Source organism: Pseudomonas sp. Z1-14 (assembly GCF_051132005.1).
GTDB lineage: Bacteria > Pseudomonadota > Gammaproteobacteria > Pseudomonadales > Pseudomonadaceae > Aquipseudomonas.
In genome coordinates, this window is record NZ_CP071646.1 from 2,279,118 (window position 1) to 2,296,903 (window position 17,786).

General features: G+C 61.9%; 18 protein-coding genes. 11 read left to right on the plus strand and 7 right to left on the minus strand.

What is annotated here, in order from left to right; translation table 11 throughout:
- Window positions 1-3: 3 nt before the first annotated feature.
- The 4 genes from J3P89_RS10515 to gloB all read right to left on the minus strand — a co-directional run bounded on the left by J3P89_RS10515 (window position 4) and on the right by gloB (window position 6,245).
- Window positions 4-1,857, minus strand: coding sequence for an extracellular solute-binding protein (locus tag J3P89_RS10515; RefSeq protein ID WP_434697472.1), 1,854 nt, complete (start codon window positions 1,855-1,857; stop codon window positions 4-6).
- A complete protein-coding gene (locus tag J3P89_RS10520) occupies window positions 1,854-3,686 on the minus strand; it encodes an extracellular solute-binding protein (RefSeq protein ID WP_434697473.1) in 1,833 nt (610 codons plus the stop codon). Before J3P89_RS10520 ends, J3P89_RS10515 begins: the two co-directional genes overlap by 4 nt.
- A 234-nt stretch (window positions 3,687-3,920) precedes the next feature.
- Entirely contained in the window at window positions 3,921-5,378 is a 1,458-nt protein-coding gene (locus J3P89_RS10525; RefSeq protein WP_434697474.1) for a transglycosylase SLT domain-containing protein, read from the minus strand.
- A gap of 99 nt (window positions 5,379-5,477) precedes the next feature.
- The gene (gene gloB, locus J3P89_RS10530) at window positions 5,478-6,245 is read right to left on the minus strand and encodes a hydroxyacylglutathione hydrolase (RefSeq protein ID WP_434657153.1); all 768 of its coding nucleotides are present in this window, start codon (window positions 6,243-6,245) and stop codon (window positions 5,478-5,480) included.
- A 65-nt stretch (window positions 6,246-6,310) separates the two neighbouring features.
- Between gloB and J3P89_RS10535 the strand changes: the two genes are divergently transcribed.
- The 4 genes from J3P89_RS10535 to J3P89_RS10550 all read left to right on the plus strand — a co-directional run bounded on the left by J3P89_RS10535 (window position 6,311) and on the right by J3P89_RS10550 (window position 9,335).
- Window positions 6,311-7,069, plus strand: a complete 759-nt coding sequence (locus J3P89_RS10535) for a class I SAM-dependent methyltransferase (protein ID WP_434630306.1) — start codon at window positions 6,311-6,313, stop codon at window positions 7,067-7,069.
- Between the two features lie 91 nt (window positions 7,070-7,160).
- Window positions 7,161-7,613, plus strand: a complete 453-nt coding sequence (gene rnhA / locus J3P89_RS10540; RefSeq protein ID WP_030142629.1) for a ribonuclease HI — start codon at window positions 7,161-7,163, stop codon at window positions 7,611-7,613.
- Window positions 7,614-7,700: 87 nt separating this feature from the next.
- The gene (dnaQ, locus tag J3P89_RS10545) at window positions 7,701-8,462 is read left to right on the plus strand and encodes a DNA polymerase III subunit epsilon (RefSeq protein WP_434697475.1); all 762 of its coding nucleotides are present in this window, start codon (window positions 7,701-7,703) and stop codon (window positions 8,460-8,462) included.
- A 258-nt stretch (window positions 8,463-8,720) separates the two neighbouring features.
- Window positions 8,721-9,335: a GNAT family N-acetyltransferase gene (locus J3P89_RS10550; RefSeq protein ID WP_434573605.1), complete on the plus strand. Its 615-nt coding sequence runs from the start codon at window positions 8,721-8,723 to the stop codon at window positions 9,333-9,335.
- On the opposite strand, the gene J3P89_RS10555 is transcribed toward J3P89_RS10550, so the two are convergent.
- Window positions 9,301-10,194 (minus strand): LysR substrate-binding domain-containing protein, encoded by an 894-nt coding sequence (locus tag J3P89_RS10555; protein ID WP_434697477.1) that lies wholly within the window; start codon window positions 10,192-10,194, stop codon window positions 9,301-9,303. The two genes, J3P89_RS10550 and J3P89_RS10555, sit on opposite strands and share 35 nt — an antisense overlap.
- 85 nt (window positions 10,195-10,279) lie before the next feature.
- Window positions 10,280-10,540: a hypothetical protein gene (locus tag J3P89_RS10560; RefSeq protein WP_434657161.1), complete on the minus strand. Its 261-nt coding sequence runs from the start codon at window positions 10,538-10,540 to the stop codon at window positions 10,280-10,282.
- Between the two features lie 186 nt (window positions 10,541-10,726).
- On the opposite strand from J3P89_RS10560, the gene J3P89_RS10565 reads away from it, so the two are divergent.
- Together J3P89_RS10565 and J3P89_RS10570 are read left to right on the plus strand one after the other, a co-directional pair.
- Window positions 10,727-11,284, plus strand: a complete 558-nt coding sequence (locus J3P89_RS10565) for an NADPH-dependent FMN reductase (protein ID WP_305500446.1) — start codon at window positions 10,727-10,729, stop codon at window positions 11,282-11,284.
- Window positions 11,285-11,460: 176 nt separating this feature from the next.
- A complete protein-coding gene (locus tag J3P89_RS10570) occupies window positions 11,461-12,744 on the plus strand; it encodes an arsenic transporter (RefSeq protein WP_434697478.1) in 1,284 nt (427 codons plus the stop codon).
- Window positions 12,745-12,866: 122 nt separating this feature from the next.
- On the opposite strand, the gene J3P89_RS10575 is transcribed toward J3P89_RS10570, so the two are convergent.
- A complete protein-coding gene (locus J3P89_RS10575) occupies window positions 12,867-13,817 on the minus strand; it encodes a DUF1853 family protein (protein ID WP_434697479.1) in 951 nt (316 codons plus the stop codon).
- Between the two features lie 104 nt (window positions 13,818-13,921).
- Between J3P89_RS10575 and J3P89_RS10580 the strand changes: the two genes are divergently transcribed.
- Genes J3P89_RS10580 through J3P89_RS10600 form a run of 5 tightly spaced genes read left to right on the plus strand, consistent with a single transcriptional unit; the run spans window position 13,922 to window position 17,785 of the window.
- Window positions 13,922-14,812, plus strand: a complete 891-nt coding sequence (locus J3P89_RS10580) for an NAD(+) kinase (RefSeq protein WP_003180647.1) — start codon at window positions 13,922-13,924, stop codon at window positions 14,810-14,812.
- Window positions 14,809-15,783, plus strand: a complete 975-nt coding sequence (locus tag J3P89_RS10585) for a metallophosphoesterase (protein ID WP_434697973.1) — start codon at window positions 14,809-14,811, stop codon at window positions 15,781-15,783. The genes J3P89_RS10580 and J3P89_RS10585 overlap by 4 nt, the downstream gene beginning before the upstream one ends.
- Window positions 15,780-16,652: a rhomboid family intramembrane serine protease gene (locus J3P89_RS10590; protein ID WP_434697480.1), complete on the plus strand. Its 873-nt coding sequence runs from the start codon at window positions 15,780-15,782 to the stop codon at window positions 16,650-16,652. Before J3P89_RS10585 ends, J3P89_RS10590 begins: the two co-directional genes overlap by 4 nt.
- 45 nt (window positions 16,653-16,697) lie before the next feature.
- Window positions 16,698-16,958, plus strand: coding sequence for a YeaC family protein (locus J3P89_RS10595; protein WP_305500450.1), 261 nt, complete (start codon window positions 16,698-16,700; stop codon window positions 16,956-16,958).
- Entirely contained in the window at window positions 16,955-17,785 is an 831-nt protein-coding gene (locus tag J3P89_RS10600) for a DUF2797 domain-containing protein (protein ID WP_434601088.1), read from the plus strand. The genes J3P89_RS10595 and J3P89_RS10600 overlap by 4 nt, the downstream gene beginning before the upstream one ends.
- The last annotated feature ends 1 nt before the right edge of the window (window position 17,786 follow it).

A 17,786-nucleotide genomic window follows, 5' to 3' on the forward strand; every position in this document is an offset into this window, starting at 1 on the left:
GGGTTACTCCACGCTCACAGGGGCGGCGACTTGCTGCTCGATCACTTGTTTTTCCACTTCTTCGGCCGGCTTGATGTCCGGTTTGACCCACCACGTGGTAGTGCCGATGTCGTAGGTCGGCGTGATTTCAGGGTGACCGATGTGGTTCCAGTAGGCCACGCGCCAGGTCTTGATGTGCCAGTTGGGGATCACGTAGTAGCCCCACTGCAGCACCCGGTCCAGCGCCCGGGCATGGGCTACCAGGCTTTTGCGCGAATCGGCGTTGATCAACTGTTCCACCAACCGGTCGACGGCCGGGTCCTTCAGGCCCATGGTATTGCGGCTGCCAGGCTTGTCCGCGGCAGCCGACATCCAGAACTCGCGCTGCTCGTTACCCGGCGAGCTGGACTGCGGGAAGCTGCCCACCACCAGATCGAAGTCCCGGGAGCGCACGCGGTTGATGTACTGGGACACGTCGACGCGGCGAATCACCAGCTCGATGCCGAGGTCGCTCAGGTTGCGCTTGAAGGGCAGCAGCACCCGCTCGAATTCGGTCTGGGCCAGGAGGAATTCCAGCACCACCGGTTTGCCTTGGGCGTCGACCATCTTGTCGTCGACGATGCGCCAGCCGGCCTCTTGCAGCAATTGATAGGCCTTGCGCTGCTGGTCGCGGATCATGCCGCTGCCGTCGCAGACCGTCGGCTGGAAGGTTTCGCTGAAAACCTGTTCCGGAATCTTGCCGCGCAGCGGTTCGAGAATCTTCAATTCGTCTTCGCCGGGCAGGCCGGTCGCGGCCATTTCCGAGTTCTCGAAATAGCTGCGGGTGCGGGCGTAGGCACCGTGGAACAACTGCTTGTTGGTCCATTCGAAGTCCAGCAACAGGCTCAACGCCTGGCGCACCCGCACGTCCTGGAAGACCGGGCGGCGCAGGTTGTAGACAAAACCCTGCATGCCGGTGGGGTTGCCGTTGGGGATCTGTTCCTTGATCAGGCGGCCTTCGCTGACGGCGGGAATGTTGTAGGCGTTGGCCCAGTTCTTGGCAGCCATCTCCAGCCAGAAATCGAATTGCCCGGCTTTCAACGCCTCTACGGCCACGGTGTTGTCGCGGTAGTAATCGGTGGTCAGTACGTCGAAATTGTAGAAGCCGCGGTTGACCGCCAGGTCCTTGCCCCAGTAGTCCTTGACGCGCTCGTAGCGGATCGAACGCCCCGCCTTCACTTCGGTGACCCGGTAGGGGCCGCTGCCGAGGGGAATCTCCAGGTTGCCCTTGTTGAAGTCGCGGTTGGCCCACCAGTGCTTGGGCAATACCGGCAATTGGCCGAGGATCAACGGCAGTTCGCGGTTATTGGTGTGCTTGAACTTGAACAGGACCTTGAGTGGCGTCTCGGCGACGACTTCGGCGACGTCGTTGTAATAACCGCGAAACATCGGTGCGCCGTCCCTGGTCAGGGTCTCGAAGCTGAACACGACGTCTTCGGCGCGCACCGGATGGCCGTCGTTGAAGCGGGCTTCGGGGCGCAGGTAGAAGCGCACCCAGCCATTGTCCGGGGCCTTCTCGATCTTTTCTGCGATCAGGCCGTACTCGGTAAAGGGCTCGTCGAGGCCTTGCTTGGCCAGGGTGTCGTAGATCAGGCCGATATCCTCGGCCGGTACGCCCTTGCTGATAAACGGGTTGAGGCTGTCGAAGCCGCCAAACCCGCCCTGACGGAATATCCCGCCCTTGGGGGCATCCGGGTTCACGTAGTCGAAATGCTTGAAGTCGGCCGGGTACTTCGGCGGCTCGTTATACAATGTCAAGGCGTGTTGCGGCGCGGCACAGGCCAGCCCGGCGAATAACAGGCCGCTGGCCTGCAGGAGCAGGGCGCGTAAAGGCTTCATTGATCTTTCTCCGAAGATTTCAGCCACCATGCGCTCAGGCCCAGGGTGTAGGGCGGCGTAGTGACAAAGGCGAACCGGTTGCGGTACGCCAGGCGATGATAATTGAGATACCAGTTGGGAATGCAGTAATGCTGCCATAGCAGCACGCGGTCCAGGGCCTTGCCGGCGGCGACCTGTTCGTCGCGAGTCTGGGCGGCGAGCAGCTTCTCCAGCAGGTGATCGACCACGGGGTTGGCGATGCCCGCATAGTTTTTACTGCCCTTGATCCCGACCTGGCTGGAGTGGAAATACTGCCATTGCTCAAGGCCTGGGCTGAGGGTCTGGCTCAGGGTCAGCAGGATCATGTCGAAATCGAACTGGTCCAGGCGCTGCTTGTACTGGGCGCGGTCCACCGTGCGCAGACGGGCCTGGACGCCGATGCTGGCGAGGTTCTCGACGTAGGGCTGGAGGATGCGCTCCAGGTTCGGGTTCACCAACAGGATTTCGAAGCGCAAGGGCTGCTTGTCGGCGTTCAGCAAGTGCTGGCCGTGGAGGGTCCATCCGGCTTCTTTCAACAGGCCCAGGGCCTTGCGCAGTGTCTCGCGCGGAACGCCGCGACCGTCGGTGCGAGGCAGGCTGAAGGGTTCGGTCAGCAACCGGGGCGGCAATTGTTCGCGATAGGGCTTGAGCAGCAGCCATTCGTGGCCCACGGGCAGGCCCGTGGCGGAAAATTCACTGTTGGGGTAATAGCTGAGTGTGCGTTTGTAGGCACTGCTGAACAGCGTGCGGTTGGTCCATTCGAAATCGAACATCAATCCCAGGGCTTCGCGCACCTTGACCTCGGCGAAGGTGCTGCGCCGGGTGTTCATGAACAGGCCCTGGGTCTGGGTCGGAATCTGATGGGGAATCTGCGCCTTGATCACATCGCCACGGTTGATCGCCGGGAAGTTGTAGCCGTTGGCCCAGTTCTTGGCCTGGTGTTCGATGTAGATATCGAATTCACCGGCCTTGAACGCTTCGAAGGCCACCTCGCTGTCGCGGTAGAACTCGACGACCATGCGGTCGTAGTTGTATTTGCCGCGATTGACCGGCAGGTCCTTGCCCCAGTAGTCCTTGACCCGTTCGAAGACCAGCTGGCGACCGGGCTGCACCTTGGTGATGCGGTAAGGGCCACTGCCCAGGGGAGGCTCGAAGGTGGTCGCCTTGAAGTCGCGGTCTTTCCAGTAGTGCTGGGGCAGCACCGGCAGTTCCCCCAGGCGCAGGATCAGCAAGGGATTGCCCGCACGCTTGAAGACAAAGCGGATTTTCAGCGGATTGAGGATATCGACCCGCAGCACTTCCTGCAGGTTGGTGCGGTATTGCGGATGACCTTCCTTGAGCAGCGTCCTGTAGGAAAACGCCACGTCATAAGCCGTGATCGGCACGCCGTCATGGAACCGCGCCTCCGGCCGCAGGTTGAACACCACCCAGCTACGATCCTCGCTGTATTCCACGGATCGGGCGATCAAGCCGTAGCTCGACGTCGGTTCGTCGCCGGACGGTGCATACTGGCCGGTGCCAACCATCAACGGCTCGTTCAATTCATTGATGCCGTATTGCAGGAAATTTGCCGTGGAGACCGGGCTGCTGCCCTTGAAGGTATACGGATTGAGTGTGTCGAAGGTGCCAAATGCCATGACCCGCAAGGTGCCGCCCTTGGGCGCTTGCGGGTTGACCCAGTCGAAGTGGGTGAATCTGGCCGGGTACTTGAGCGTGCCGAACTGCGCATAGCCATGGCTTTCGCTGATGGTGGCGCCGGCGGGAGAGCTCAAGGCCAGGCTGATCAGGAACAGGAGGAGGGGACGTATCAAGTCTGAGATCCGATCCAGGCGGCTTGGGCTTTTATGGCCTGTACAGTAACAGCTTGTATCGGCAGGAAAAAGGCGGGGGCTTGTGGCGAGGGGATTTATCCCCGCTGGGGCGCGAAGCGGCCCTGGAACCTGACAACTCGGTGTATCAGATAGATCCAGGGGGGCTGCTTCGCAGCCCAGCGGGGATAAATCCCCTCGCCACAACAAGCTCCCTTGCTACAGGGAGCCCCGGTGTCAGTGTGGGGAATAGACCGTCAGCATCTGTCCAGGCTTGAGCGCCTTGCCCATGCGCGGGTTCCAGCGCTTGAGGTGCTGCATTTCGACGTTGAAGCGCTTGGCAACGACGTAAAGCGAGTCGCCTTGCTTGACCTTGTATTGGGTCTGCTTCTTCTGTTCGTTGCTCTTGGCGGCTACGACAGTGTTGATGCGTTTGCCGCTGGCCTTGGTTGCCTTGGTGGCCTTGACGTCTTGCATGACCAGGGTTTGGCCGACCTTGAGCTTGTTGCCGCTGAGCTTGTTCCAGCGTTGCAGGTCCTTGGTCTGGACGTTGTTGGCCTTGGCGATCTGGGCCAGGTTGTCGCCGCGCTTGACCCGGTAGCTGCGCCGTACGCCTTCCACTTCGCTGTCATCGGCGTTTTCGAAGACCGGCTTGAGTGAGCGCGGGCTGATCAGTTCTTCCGGGCGCATGGTCGACAGGCTGGCGGTCAGCAACTGTGCCTTGGAGGTCGGGACCAGCAAGTGTTGCGGGCCGTCGATGGTGGTGCGCTGCTTGAACGCCGGGTTGAGCTGGAACAGCTCGTCTTCGTCGATGTTCGCCACCGCTGCGACCTTGGAGAGGTCCATGCGCTGGTTGATCTCGACGACCTGGAAATAGGGTTCGTTGGCGATCGGGTTGAGGTTCACGCCGTAGGCATCGGGGGCCAGTACCACTTGGGACAGCGCCAGCAGCTTCGGCACGTAGGCCTGGGTTTCGCTGGGCAGAGGCAGGTTCCAGTAGTCGGTGGGCAGGCCGAGCTTTTCGTTGCGCTCGATGGCCCGGCTGACCGTGCCTTCACCGGCGTTGTAGGCCGCCAGCGCCAGCAGCCAGTCGCCATTGAACATGTCATGCAGGCGCGTCAGGTAATCCATGGCGGCCGTGGTCGACGCAGTGATGTCGCGACGTCCGTCGTAGAAACGCGTCTGGCGCAGGTTGAAATAACGCCCGGTGGAGGGGATGAACTGCCACAGGCCCACCGCGTTGGCGCGGGAATAGGCCATCGGGTTGTAGGCGCTTTCGATCACCGGCAACAGCGCCAGCTCCAGCGGCATGTTGCGCTCTTCCAGGCGCTCGACGATGTAGTGGATGTACAGGCTGCCGCGCTCGCCGGCGTTTTCCAGGAAGGACGGATTGCTGGCGAACCACAGGCGCTGCTGCTCGATGCGCGGGTTGACCCCGGCGGTTTCCTGCAGCTGGAAGCCCTGGCGCATGCGTTCCCAGACGTCCTGGGGCACTTGCGGGCTGGGTTTTTCCGTCAGCCAGACGGGTTTTTGCTTGGCTCGCGCGGCGATATTCGGCGTATGCGCGACATCGGCCTGCGGCACCTGGCTGGTGCTCTGGCAGCCGGCCAGCGTGGTGGACACAGCCACCGCGATGGCTTGAGCCAAGCGGGTCAATGTGTCTGACTGGACGGACCTGCGAATAGATGACGACATTGGCTGGAAGTAAGTTCCGGGCAAAAATGTCGGCCGATTCTAGGAAGCGCACCCCAACAGGTCAACCATTCAGAATTTTTGTATCAATTGGTAGCTGGCTTAGAACTTATCTTTCCAGGCCCTCAAGGCCGCAAAAACCTCACTCGCCGTCTGGTTACGCTGGCCGTTCCGTTCGTCTGCTTTTTCTTTAACGGATGTTTCAGAGGTGCGCAAAAACGGGTTGGTGAGCTTTTCCAGGGCCAGGGTCGACGGCAGGGTGATGACACCCTGGCTGCGCTGCTCGGTGACTTTCTCCAGGCGCGCGGCAATGTCCGGGTTGGTCGGCTCGACCGCGACGGCAAACTTCAGGTTGCTCAGAGTATATTCATGGGTGCAGTAGACGAGCGTATCGTCGGGCAGTGCGGCGAGGCGGCTCAAGGAGTGGTGCATCTGTTCGGGCGTGCCCTCGAAGAGCCGGCCGCAACCGGCGGCGAACAGCGTGTCGCCGCAGAACAGCAGGCCGCGATGGTAGTAGGCGATATGCCCAAGGGTGTGTCCGGGCACGGCGTGAATATCGAAGTCCAGGCCCAGCACGTTGACCTTGGCGTTGTCCTCCAGCGCGATGTCCCGCGCCGGGATGTTTTCGCTGGCCGGCCCGTAGACGGTGGCGTTCGTCGCGCTTTTCAGCGCCGCGACACCGCCGACATGGTCATGGTGGTGATGAGTGACCAGGATGTCGCTCAGGACCCAGCCCGGATGGGCGTCGAGCCAGGCCCGTACGGGGGCGGCGTCGCCCGGGTCGACCACGGCGCAGCGCTGGGTCGAGTGATCCTGTAACAACCAGATGTAGTTATCGGTAAACGCGGGCAGGGCACTGATCTGTATCATCGCTGAATTCGCCAAGCTCAAAACAAAGGCGCATCTTAGAACTTCCTGGCGCGTTGGAGAATGCAATGACCGATGAAGCGTTCGCTCAGGCTGATCCTGAATGGCTGGCATTGATCAGTTCCGCCCGTGAATGGCTGTCCGGCCCTGTCGGGCAATTCCTGCTGGAAGAAGAACGGCGCATGCTCGAAGACGAGTTGGGCCGGTTCTTCGGCGGCTACCTGGTGCATTACGGCCCCTCGGCGCAGACCCCACCGTCGGCGCCGCAGGTGCAGCGCAACGTACGCCTGGGCGCGCCGTTGCCTGGCGTAGAGATCGTCTGCGAGGAGCAGGCCTGGCCGTTGAGCGAGCATGCCGCCGACGTGGTGGTCATGCAGCACGGCCTGGATTTCTGCCTGTCGCCCCATGGCCTGTTGCGCGAGGCCGCCAGCAGCGTGCGTCCCGGTGGCCATTTGTTGATTGTCGGCATCAACCCCTGGAGCAGTTGGGGGCTGCGTCATGTATTCGCCGGCGACGCGCTGCGCCAGGCCCGTTGCATCTCGGCTTCGCGAGTGGGCGACTGGCTCAACCTGCTGGGCTTCGCGCTGGAGAAACGCCGCTTCGGGTGCTATCGTCCGCCGCTTGCGTCGCCCAAGTGGCAGGCCCGTCTGGCCGGCTGGGAGCGCAAGGCCGGTGACTGGCAATTGTCCGGCGGCGGCTTCTATCTGTTGGTGGCGCGCAAGATCGTGGTCGGCTTGCGCCCGGTACGCCAGGCGCGGCGTGAGCCGGTGGGCAAGCTGATTCCCTTGCCGATGGCCAAGGTCAATCGGCGTCACATCGAGCCGTAACTTTTATTTCCAATGGTTCTGGCCGGCATTCGGCTTCGGGCGTCGAGCGTTCCCGGCCGGTGGGCCTTGCATTTTTTCTGGATAGATTGGCATGAGCGATAGCGTAGAACTTTTCACTGATGGCGCCTGCAAGGGCAATCCGGGCCCGGGTGGCTGGGGTGCGTTGCTGGTGTGCAAGGGCGTGGAAAAGGAGCTCTGGGGCGGCGAAGCCAATACCACCAACAATCGCATGGAACTGATGGGCGCCATTCGCGGCCTGGAAGAACTCAAGCGGCCATGTGATGTGCTGCTGGTAACCGACTCGCAGTATGTAATGAAAGGCATCAACGAGTGGATGGCCAACTGGAAGAAGCGCGGCTGGAAAACGGCGGCGAAGGAGCCGGTCAAGAACGCTGATCTCTGGAAGCTGCTGGACGAGCAGGTCAACCGCCACAACGTCACCTGGAAATGGGTGCGCGGGCACATCGGCCACCACGGCAACGAGCGGGCCGACCAGTTGGCCAATCGTGGGGTGGATGAGGTGAGGGGGTACAAGCAGGCTTGATCCAAAAGCGGTCCCGGGCTTATCCCACCGAATAGCGTGCTAACATCCGCGCTTTTGCAAGACTGCCCGTTTGAGAGCTGAACACTGATGGCCAACAGATCTGTAGTACTGGATACCGAAACCACCGGCATGCCGGTGACCGACGGTCACCGGATTATCGAAATCGGCTGTGTCGAGCTGATTGGTCGACGCCTGACCGGTCGTCATTTCCACGTTTACCTGCAACCGGACCGCGAAAGCGACGAGGGTGCCATTGGCGTGCACGGCATCACCAACGAATTCCTGGTGGGCAAGCCGCGTTTCGCCGAGGTAGCCGATGAGTTCTTCGAATTCATCCAGGGCGCGCAGTTGATCATCCATAACGCGGCGTTCGACGTCGGGTTCATCAACAACGAATTCGCCCTGATGGGCCAGCACGACCGGGCCGACATCACCCGGCATTGCACTATCCTCGATACCTTGATGATGGCGCGGGAGCGGCATCCGGGCCAGCGCAACAGCCTTGATGCCTTGTGCAAGCGCTACGGGGTCGACAACTCCGGTCGTGAGCTGCACGGCGCCTTGCTCGACTCCGAGATCCTCGCCGACGTCTACCTGACCATGACTGGCGGTCAGACCAGTCTGTCCCTGGCCGGCAATGCGTCTGACGGCAATGGCACCGGCGAAGGTTCGGGTAACCAGGCGAGCGAGATCCGGCGTTTGCCGGCAGACCGCAAGCCGGCCCGGGTCATCCGCGCCAGCGAAAGCGACCTGGCCGAACATGCCGCGCGTCTGGAAGCCATCGCCAAGTCCGCCGGTGCCCCGGCATTGTGGACGCAATTGGTCGAGGCGCAGGCTGCCGCGAGTTGATGAGATATCTGTGGGAGCGAGCCTGCTCGCGAAAGCGCTGGGTCAATTGGCAACTGTCGAATGTGCCTACGCCTTCGCGAGCAGGCTCGCTCCCACAAGAGCTTTCCTCATGTAGTTTTCGGCGCAATCGCCAATACCTTCCAATTTGAAGTAAAGGCAGGCCATGGTTATCCGCGTGACGTGTGAAGATTCGACAAGCAAGGGCAATGGATGGCTTCGCGCCGTTGGTTGTCTCAAGGAATGAGGACCTTCCCCAGTATGCAACCGGTCATGAATCCCAAGCACCCCGGCCTGTCGGTGCGCGTCGCCGATGACGGCTTCGCCGCTTATATCTGGGGCAGCGATTTCAGTTTCGAAGTCAGCGTCTATGGCACGGCGCAGATCGGCCGGCCGGTGAGCCAGTGGCCGGTGACGCCGATCGTTCCCTACCGCAAGTGCTACGGCATCGACCCTGAAGAGTTCGGCAGTTTTCGCGATGCCCCGGACAGCGAAATCTTCATGGCCTACCTGGACGACCAACCGGTCGGCCATCTGGTCGTCAGCACCAATTGGAACGGGTATGCCCATATCGACGAGCTGGCGGTGCATGCCCCGGCTCGCCGGCATGGGGTGGCCAAGGCCTTGCTCGATGTGGCCCAGTTCTGGAGCCGCAAGAAAAAACTGCCGGGCATCATGCTGGAAACCCAGAACAACAACCTGGGCGCCTGCCGGCTTTACGAGCGCTGCGGCTATGTGCTCGGCGGCATCGATCACCTGCGCTATCGCGGCATTGACCGGCACACCGCCGAGGTGGCGCTGTTCTGGTACCGGTTGTTTGACGATCCGCTGGGCATGACGGTCAGTGGTTCAGCAACGCCTCGGCTTGTTCCGTGATCCGTTCCAGCAACGACTGGACCGCCGGTGAAGGCGTGGCACCGTTCAGGCTCAATGCATAGAGGCAGATGGGCACGGCCGGCGATACCGGACAGATGTCCAGGTCGCCGCCCCTGGCCCCCGCGGCGGTAAACGGGTCGACAATCGCCAGGCCTTCACCGGCCTCGACCATTGCCCGCATCATCTGATGAGTCTGCACGCGTATCTGCACCACCGGCGCCGGGCGCAGTGCTCCAAGCTTATGGTCGAACGCCGGGCTCAGCGGATCATGCCCCTCCAGCCCGACCAGCGACTGGCCCGCAAGATCCTGAACCGACACGTATTTCTGTCGTGGTTGCAGCCAGCCATGGGGCGCCAGCAGCTGCAGTTTGCCTTGGGCGATCATCTGGCAATCGATGTCGGGGTGTTCGGGATCGTGCAGGCTCAGGCCCAAATCGCTTTCACGCAGCAGCAGGCTCTTGACGATTTCCCGGGTCGGCTGGCTGAGCAGGGTGCACGGCGCATCCGGATGGCGCCGACGCAGGGCGGCAATGCTCAGGGGTAACAGCTGTTGGGCCAGTGGTGGGGTGCAGATAATGCGCAGGGGCGGCGCCTGATAATGCTTCAGGCTGGCGGCCATTCGCTGTATCGGTTCGAGGGTGTCGTACAGCCGCGTGATGCCTTCGCGTAATTCCAGGGTTTCCCGCGTCGCCTGCAAGCGTCCGCGCACGCTGGCGAACAGCATGAAACCGAGCTGGGCCTCCGCATCGCGCAGGATCGACTCGACTTCGGCCACCGGCAATTGCAGCCATTCGGCCGCGGTACCCAGGTGGCCAGTCTGCAGCAGCGCCTGGATCACTTCGATGTGGCGTAAACGCATGCAAGAGGTCCGTATTAGGCAGGTAAGCCATTGAGTGGCTGAATCCTAACCCAATTACGTGTGCGACTTCTGCTCATGCAAACAGTTATAGAGCGATCTGCGTTTCGACTTGCGCCTGAGGCTGCCGTGGCGTTTCAGGTTCGCGGGTCAGGTGGATGCCGGATTGCACCAGGAGGAACGTGTCCTCGTCGACTTTGTTGACCCGATCTCCAATGGCCAGCTTATAAGTGATGACATCCTTGCCAATGCCGTCCTGCGACGGGTCTGATTCTTGGAATTCATGCACCGAATAGACGCGACCTTCGGCGTCCCGTGCATGAAATTGTCCGACAAGTACTGCTGCCATTGCTTGGAACCTCTGAAAATAGATCACTCGATTTGCGGTTCTGTAGACCTTGGTCAAGCGCGGTAAGTTTTCCTACAGTAAAAAAATAGTCCGGTTGGCAGGTTTTAGGTGATCCACTGGTCCAATTGTGGTGCCGATCATCTATAACTACAGGCTCCCTTTGAGCCGATAGTCGAGAAGCCTCTCATGAGTAATGTCTACACAGTGGCGGTTTTAGTGGGCAGCCTGCGCAAAGCCTCGATCAACCGAAAGGTCGCGTTGGCCCTGGCGGACCTGGCGCCGTCCAACCTGAAACTGGAAATCGTCGAGATCGGCGAGCTGCCACTCTATAACGAAGACATCGACGTCTCGCCGCCGGCGGCCTATACCGCGTTTCGCCAGAAGGTCGGCGCGGCGGATGCGTTGTTGTTCGTGACACCGGAATACAACCGCTCGGTGCCGGCCCCGCTGAAGAATGCCATTGATGTCGGCTCGCGCCCCTACGGTCAGAGTTGCCTGAGCGGCAAGCCGGGCGCAGTGATCAGCGCCTCACCCGGTGCCATCGGCGGTTTTGGCGCCAACCACCATTTGCGCCAATCCCTGGTTTTTCTCGACGTGCCTTGCATGCAACAACCGGAAGCCTACCTGAGCGGTGCGGGAACGGCGTTCGACGAGGCGGGCAACCTGTCGGAATCGGTGCGGCCGTTTTTGCAGAAGTTCATCGATGCCTATGGCAAGTGGGTGGAGCAGCACAAGAAGGTTTGATATCTCCGTGAAACCCGTGGCCAGGGAGCTTGCTCCCTCGCCACAAGTGCATCCATGACCGCATAAGCCGTTCAATTCCTGCTTTACCGAATATCCGAAACTCCCTATCTTCGCCGTTCGCTGGCGCCGTGGCGTCCTGCTGCTGGTTTTTTCTTTTCCTTTCAAGGCTGTAACGCATGCTCATCGCGTCATTGATTTTCCTGCTGACCATAACGCTGGTGATCTGGCAGCCCAAGGGGTTGGGCGTCGGCTGGAGTGCCACCCTTGGTGCACTGTTGGCCTTGCTGAGCGGCGTGGTACAGGTCGGGGACATTGCCCTGGTGTGGCAGATCATCTGGAATGCCACCGGTACGTTCGTCGCGTTGATCATCATCAGCCTGTTGCTGGACGAGGCCGGGTTCTTTGCCTGGGCCGCGTTGCATGTGGCCCGTTGGGGGCGAGGCAGCGGCCGCAAGCTGTTTGCGTTCATGGTGTTGCTCGGGGCGCTGGTCTCGGCATTGTTCGCCAACGACGGAGCGGCGCTGATCCTGACGCCTATCGTGATTTCCATGTTGCTGGCCCTGCGGTTCTCGCCGGCGGCGACCCTGGCGTTCGTGATGGGCGCCGGTTTCATCGCCGATACCGCCAGCCTGCCTCTGGTGGTATCGAACCTGGTGAACATCGTTTCCGCGGATTTCTTCGGCATCGGCTTCAACCGCTACGCTTCGGTCATGGTGCCGGTGAACCTGGTCAGCGTTGCGGCCAGCCTGGCGATACTGCTGTGGATGTTTCGTCGCGATATCCCGCGCGACTATGACCCGCAGCAGCTGGACGACCCGGCAAGCGCCATCCACGATACGGCAACTTTTTATGCCGGTTGGGTGGTGTTGGCGATCCTTTTGCTGGGCTGCTTTGCCCTGGAGCCGCTGGGCATTCCCATCAGCGCGATTTCGGCGGTCTGCGCTGCACTGCTGTTGGCGGTGGCGGCTCGAGGGCACAAGATCTCCACGCGCAAGGCGATGAAAGAAGCGCCCTGGCAGATCGTGATCTTTTCCCTCGGCATGTACCTGGTGGTCTATGGCCTGCGCAACGCCGGCCTCACCGGCTACCTCGCCGCCTGGCTCGATGGCTTCGCCGGTTATGGGGTGTGGGGCGCGGCCATGGGGACCGGGCTGTTGACCGCGCTGCTTTCATCGGTGATGAACATTCTGCCGACGGTGCTGATCGGCGCTTTGTCCATCGATGCCAGCCAGGCCACTGGCGTGGTCAAGGAGGCGATGATCTACGCCAACGTCATCGGCAGTGACCTCGGGCCGAAAATCACGCCGATCGGCAGCCTGGCAACCTTGCTTTGGCTGCATGTGCTGGCGCGCAAGGATATCCGCATCGGTTGGGGTTATTACTTCAAGGTCGGGATTGTGCTGACGGTGCCGGTGTTGCTGGTGACGTTGGCGGCGCTGGCGGTGCGGTTGTCGCTCTAGGCCGTGGCGACGCCTTCGCGAGCAGGCTCGCTCCCACAGGGGAATTGATTCCTCCAAGGGCACTGCATTCCAGATGTGGGAGCGAGCCTGCTCGCGAAGGGGCCCTGACAGCCCCCCAAACCTCAACCATTACCCGGCACATCCGGCCAAAGATCCGCCACCAGGAACGCCCGCTCGGCTTCTTCCCATTCACCCTCGGCATTTTCGGTCAGGCGCACCATCAGTTGCGCCGGTGCCATGGGATCAAGGGCGGTTCGCCAGGCCTCCAGTTGTCCCGCAGTCCAGACCTGGTCAACCGGGTAATGGGCCGGGGCCAGCCAGGCCGCGCGGGGCAGGGGCTGCCAGCGCCCCGGCGGGCGCTGGGTGACGAATCCGGGCCAGTCCCGCTGGTGCAACCAGCGGCCGCGCAAATGCCGGGGGTGCGCACCGCTCGGCGGTTCGGCCTCGTCCGGCCAGGGATAGAGCAGATAGCCGCCGAGCCAAAGGTGCGAGCGAAACGACTCGATGCCCAGCGCCGCCAAGGCCTCGCGACTTTCCGGGCGTGCCGAGATCGGCAGTTGGTGCTCATGCAGATGCGTCAGCTTGCGGTCGAGTCGGTCATGGCAGCCGGGCCCAAGCCATTGCGCGGAATCTCGCCCGTTGCCTTGTTGCGGGCCCAGGTACAACTTGATCGCCAGCTCCAGGTGATGCACACCTTCATCATCGCGCAGCAGCAGGTCCAATTCGCCCAGCGTATGGCCCTCGCGCCGGATCGGCAGGTTCGCCGCGATCAGTTCGATGCCCGGCGCATGCTGCACGGCAAACTGCCAGAGCCTTTCGTAATACAGCCCCAGGCGCCGCGTGCGCCCCTGGGACAGGCACTGCAACAACGGATAGCTGTCGCGGTCCAGTTCGCGCAACCAGTGTTCCAGGCGATGGGGCTGCTGCACCCAGCCGCTGCCCGCCAGCGGATGGCGCTGGGGCCAGGGCGTGTCGATGAGCATCGGCGGGGCGACGATCACCCACGCCAGGTCCCGTACTTCGGGATGGCGCAGGCGGCGGGGCAGGTCGAGCAATTCAGGAAACAGGATCATGTTGCGAGCATAGCCGTTGCGTTGAAGGCTTAAAGGATTTTGTCTACGGCGCGGTTTCGCCCATAATCGGGTTTTTCGCCCGTCGCAGACCTCGCAGGAGCCTCATGGAGCAATTTCGCAATATCGGCATCATCGGTCGCCTGGGCAGTTCCCAGGTGTTGGACACCGTTCGCCGTCTCAAGCGCTTCCTCCTGGAGCGGCACCTGCACGTGATCCTCGAAGATACCATCGCCGAAGTGCTGCCGGGCCACGGCCTGCAGACGTCGTCACGCAAGATGCTCGGCGAAGTCTGCGACATGGTCATCGTGGTCGGTGGCGACGGCAGCCTGCTGGGCGCCGCCCGGGCCCTGGCGCGGCACAACATCCCGGTGCTGGGGATCAACCGTGGCAGCCTGGGCTTCCTCACCGATATCCGCCCTGACGAGCTGGAGATCAAGGTCGCCGAGGTGCTGGACGGCCATTACCTGGTGGAAAACCGCTTCCTGCTGCAAGCCGAGGTGCGCCGTCACGCCGAGGCCATCGGCCAGGGCGATGCGCTCAACGACGTGGTGCTGCACCCTGGCAAATCCACGCGCATGATCGAATTCGAGCTGTACATCGACGGCCAGTTCGTCTGCAGCCAGAAGGCCGACGGCCTGATCGTCGCCACCCCGACCGGTTCCACGGCCTACGCGCTGTCGGCGGGTGGCCCGATCATGCATCCCAAGCTCGACGCTATTGTGATTGTGCCCATGTACCCCCATACCTTGTCTGGGCGACCCATCGTGGTCGATGGCAACAGTGAGCTGAAAATCGTCGTGTCCAAGGATATGCAGATCTACCCGCAAGTGTCCTGTGACGGCCAGAACCATTTCACCTGCGCGCCGGGTGACACCATCACCGTCAGCAAGAAGGCGCAAAAGCTGCGCCTGATCCATCCGCTGGATCACAACTACTACGAAGTCTGCCGGACCAAGCTCGGCTGGGGCAGTCGTTTGGGGGGTGGAGGCGACTGATGCTCGATCCCGCGCGCAGTTACGATCTGATCGGCGATGTGCACGGATGCGCCTTGACCCTGGAACACCTGCTCGACCGACTCGGTTACCGCAAGCAGGCCGGGGTCTGGCGACATCCTTCGCGCATGGCGGTGTTCCTCGGCGACATCATCGACCGGGGCCCGCGGATTCGCGAGGCGCTGCACATCGTCCACGACATGGTCGCGGCCGGCCAGGCGCTGTGCATCATGGGCAACCACGAATTCAATGCCTTGGGTTGGAGCACCCCGGCATTGCCGGGCAGCGGCCAGCGCTACGTGCGCGAACACACGCCGCGCCATGCCCGCTTGCTCAACGAAACCCTGACCCAGTTCGATCAGCACCCGGGTGAATGGCGTGATTTTCTCAAGTGGTTCTACGAGCTGCCGCTGTTTGTCGACGCCGGGCGCTTCCGGGTCGTCCACGCCTGCTGGGACGCCGGCCTGATCGAGCCATTGCGCGGCTTGTTCCCGGAAGGCTGCATCGACGAGCATTTTCTCCAGGCTTCGGCCGAATCGGGCAGTTTTGCCTGCACAGTGTTCGATCGCCTGTTGCGCGGCACCGACATGCGCCTGCCCCATGGCATGACCCTGACGGGCGGCGACGGCCTGACCCGCGCGTTCTTCCGCACCAAATTCTGGGAAGACAACCCGCAGACCTACGGCGACATCGTCTTCCAGCCCGACGCATTGCCGGAGCCGGTGGCCCGCACACCGTTGTCACCGGACGAAAAAAACAACCTGCTGCGGTATGGCGTCGATGAGCCGATGTTGTTCGTCGGCCACTATTGGCGCAGCGGCAAACCGGCGCCGATCCGCCCGAACCTGGCCTGCCTGGACTACAGCGCGGTGCTCTACGGCAAGCTGGTCGCCTATCGACTCGACCAGGAAACCCGTCTGGACCCGCACAAGTTCGTCTGGGTCGATGTCGAGCGGCCGGAGATGGGGCGATGAGCGTCGTCGCCGTCCTGCGCCTGCCCCTGGCAGTGGACCTGAGCGGTTTCGTCAAGCTGCTGCAGCGCATGCAGGTGCCTCATCGCGTCAGCGAAGAGGCGGGCGAGCAGGTGCTCTGGGTGCCGGATGAAATCAGCGAAAACGTGCGTTCGTTATACGAGCGTTTTCCCACCGGCGATCCCGAGCAACAGCTGGAACTGCCTGACACCGGCAGCACGTCCCGGCGGGCAGGGTTCGTCCAGCAACTGACCCGCAGTCCGGTGACGGCCCTGATATTGCTGCTGAGCCTGATCGTCAGTGCCGTGACCCTGCTGGGGGAAAATCTTCAAACCCTGCGCTGGTTGACCTTCCTCGAGTTTCGCGTCGTCGGCGACTACATCCAGTTCACGCCGTTGGCCGACAGCCTCGCGGCGGGACAGTGGTGGCGGCTGGTGACGCCGATGCTGGTTCATTTCGGCTTCCTGCACATCGCCATGAATGGCATGTGGTACTGGGAACTGGGACGCCGGATCGAAGCGCGCCAGGGCGGGATCAACCTGCTGGGGCTGACGCTGCTGTTCAGCCTCGTGTCCAATTTCGCCCAGTACCTGTTCAGCGGCGCGACCCTGTTCGGCGGGCTATCCGGAGTGCTGTACGGCCTGCTGGGGCATTGCTGGATCTACCAGCTGCTCGCGCCGAACCCGGCCTATCACTTGCCCCGTGGGGTGCTGGTGATGATGCTGGTGTGGTTGCTGCTGTGCCTGTCCGGGCTGGTTTCGCTGATCGGTTTCGGCGAGATCGCCAACGCAGCCCACGTCGGCGGGCTGCTCGTCGGCTGCTTCACGGGCTTGTTGGGCGGGCTGTTCGGCCGCCGTAAAATGGCCCTTTGATCGGCGCCTGTGCCTTTTGAGAATGCGCAATTGCGCGGAGAACCCATGTCTTCCTTCAACGAAATGATCAACAACATCACCCCCGACATCTACCGCAGCCTGAAACTGGCGGTGGAAATCGGTAAATGGGCCGACGGCAACAAGCTCACCGCCGAGCAGCGCGAGTTGTCGCTGCAAGCGATGATCGCCTGGGAAATCCAGAACCTGCCCGAAGAAGAGCGCACCGGCTATATGGGCCCGCAGGAATGCCAGTCGAAAGCCACCGTCGTGCCGAATATCCTGTTCAAGTCGGACGCCATCCATTGATCGAGATTGGCCGCGGTGCAATCAGCAAGATGTCGGCACGCCTTGACGGGCCGACCGTTCAATACGCCTTTCGCCTGGGCGATGTCGAGGTGCCGGTCAATCCGTTGATCGGCAGCAGGATCCGCCTGGAATACCTCGGTGCGATCCACTGTACCCATTGCGGACGGCGAACCAAGACCAGTTTCAGCCAGGGTTATTGCTACCCCTGCATGACCAGACTGGCCCAATGCGACCTCTGCATCATGAGCCCCGAGCGTTGCCATTTCGAGGCGGGTACCTGTCGCGACCCGGCCTGGGGCGAGCAGTTCTGCATGACCGATCATGTGGTCTACCTGGCCAACTCATCGGGCGTGAAAGTCGGCATCACCCGCGCCACGCAACTGCCGACCCGCTGGCTCGACCAGGGTGCAAGCCAGGCGCTGCCGATCCTGCGGGTCGCCACCCGACAGCAGTCGGGTTTCGTCGAAGACCTGTTCCGCAGCCAGGTGGCGGACAAGACCAACTGGCGCGCCTTGCTCAAGGGCGACGCAGCGGCGGTGGACTTGCGGCAGATCCGTGATTCACTGTTTGAAAGCTGCGCCCAGGGCCTGCAGGGTTTGCAGGAACGATTCGGCTTGCAGGCGATCCAGACCATAGCGGACGTCGAACCGATCGAGATCCGTTACCCGGTGCAGCAGTACCCGGCGAAGATCGTCAGCTTCAATCTGGACAAGGACCCGATCGCCGAAGGTACGCTGCTGGGAATCAAGGGCCAATACCTGATTTTCGACACCGGCGTGATCAATATTCGTAAATACACGGCCTACCAGCTCGCCGTGCATCAGTAGA

Excerpts from the sequence above, each read along its gene's own strand:
- J3P89_RS10595 (WP_305500450.1), top strand. The coding sequence starts at position 16,698 with ATGTCTTCCTTCAACGAAATGATCAACAACATCACCCCCGACATCTAC.
- gloB (WP_434657153.1), bottom strand. The coding sequence starts at position 6,245 with ATGATACAGATCAGTGCCCTGCCCGCGTTTACCGATAACTACATCTGG.
- J3P89_RS10515 (WP_434697472.1), bottom strand. The coding sequence starts at position 1,857 with ATGAAGCCTTTACGCGCCCTGCTCCTGCAGGCCAGCGGCCTGTTATTC.
- J3P89_RS10525 (WP_434697474.1), bottom strand. The coding sequence starts at position 5,378 with ATGTCGTCATCTATTCGCAGGTCCGTCCAGTCAGACACATTGACCCGC.
- J3P89_RS10590 (WP_434697480.1), top strand. The coding sequence starts at position 15,780 with ATGAGCGTCGTCGCCGTCCTGCGCCTGCCCCTGGCAGTGGACCTGAGC.
- J3P89_RS10555 (WP_434697477.1), bottom strand. The coding sequence starts at position 10,194 with ATGCGTTTACGCCACATCGAAGTGATCCAGGCGCTGCTGCAGACTGGC.
- rnhA (WP_030142629.1), top strand. The coding sequence starts at position 7,161 with ATGAGCGATAGCGTAGAACTTTTCACTGATGGCGCCTGCAAGGGCAAT.
- dnaQ (WP_434697475.1), top strand. The coding sequence starts at position 7,701 with ATGGCCAACAGATCTGTAGTACTGGATACCGAAACCACCGGCATGCCG.
- J3P89_RS10550 (WP_434573605.1), top strand. The coding sequence starts at position 8,721 with ATGCAACCGGTCATGAATCCCAAGCACCCCGGCCTGTCGGTGCGCGTC.
- J3P89_RS10565 (WP_305500446.1), top strand. The coding sequence starts at position 10,727 with ATGAGTAATGTCTACACAGTGGCGGTTTTAGTGGGCAGCCTGCGCAAA.
- J3P89_RS10570 (WP_434697478.1), top strand. The coding sequence starts at position 11,461 with ATGCTCATCGCGTCATTGATTTTCCTGCTGACCATAACGCTGGTGATC.
- J3P89_RS10575 (WP_434697479.1), bottom strand. The coding sequence starts at position 13,817 with ATGATCCTGTTTCCTGAATTGCTCGACCTGCCCCGCCGCCTGCGCCAT.
- J3P89_RS10580 (WP_003180647.1), top strand. The coding sequence starts at position 13,922 with ATGGAGCAATTTCGCAATATCGGCATCATCGGTCGCCTGGGCAGTTCC.
- J3P89_RS10560 (WP_434657161.1), bottom strand. The coding sequence starts at position 10,540 with ATGGCAGCAGTACTTGTCGGACAATTTCATGCACGGGACGCCGAAGGT.
- J3P89_RS10535 (WP_434630306.1), top strand. The coding sequence starts at position 6,311 with ATGACCGATGAAGCGTTCGCTCAGGCTGATCCTGAATGGCTGGCATTG.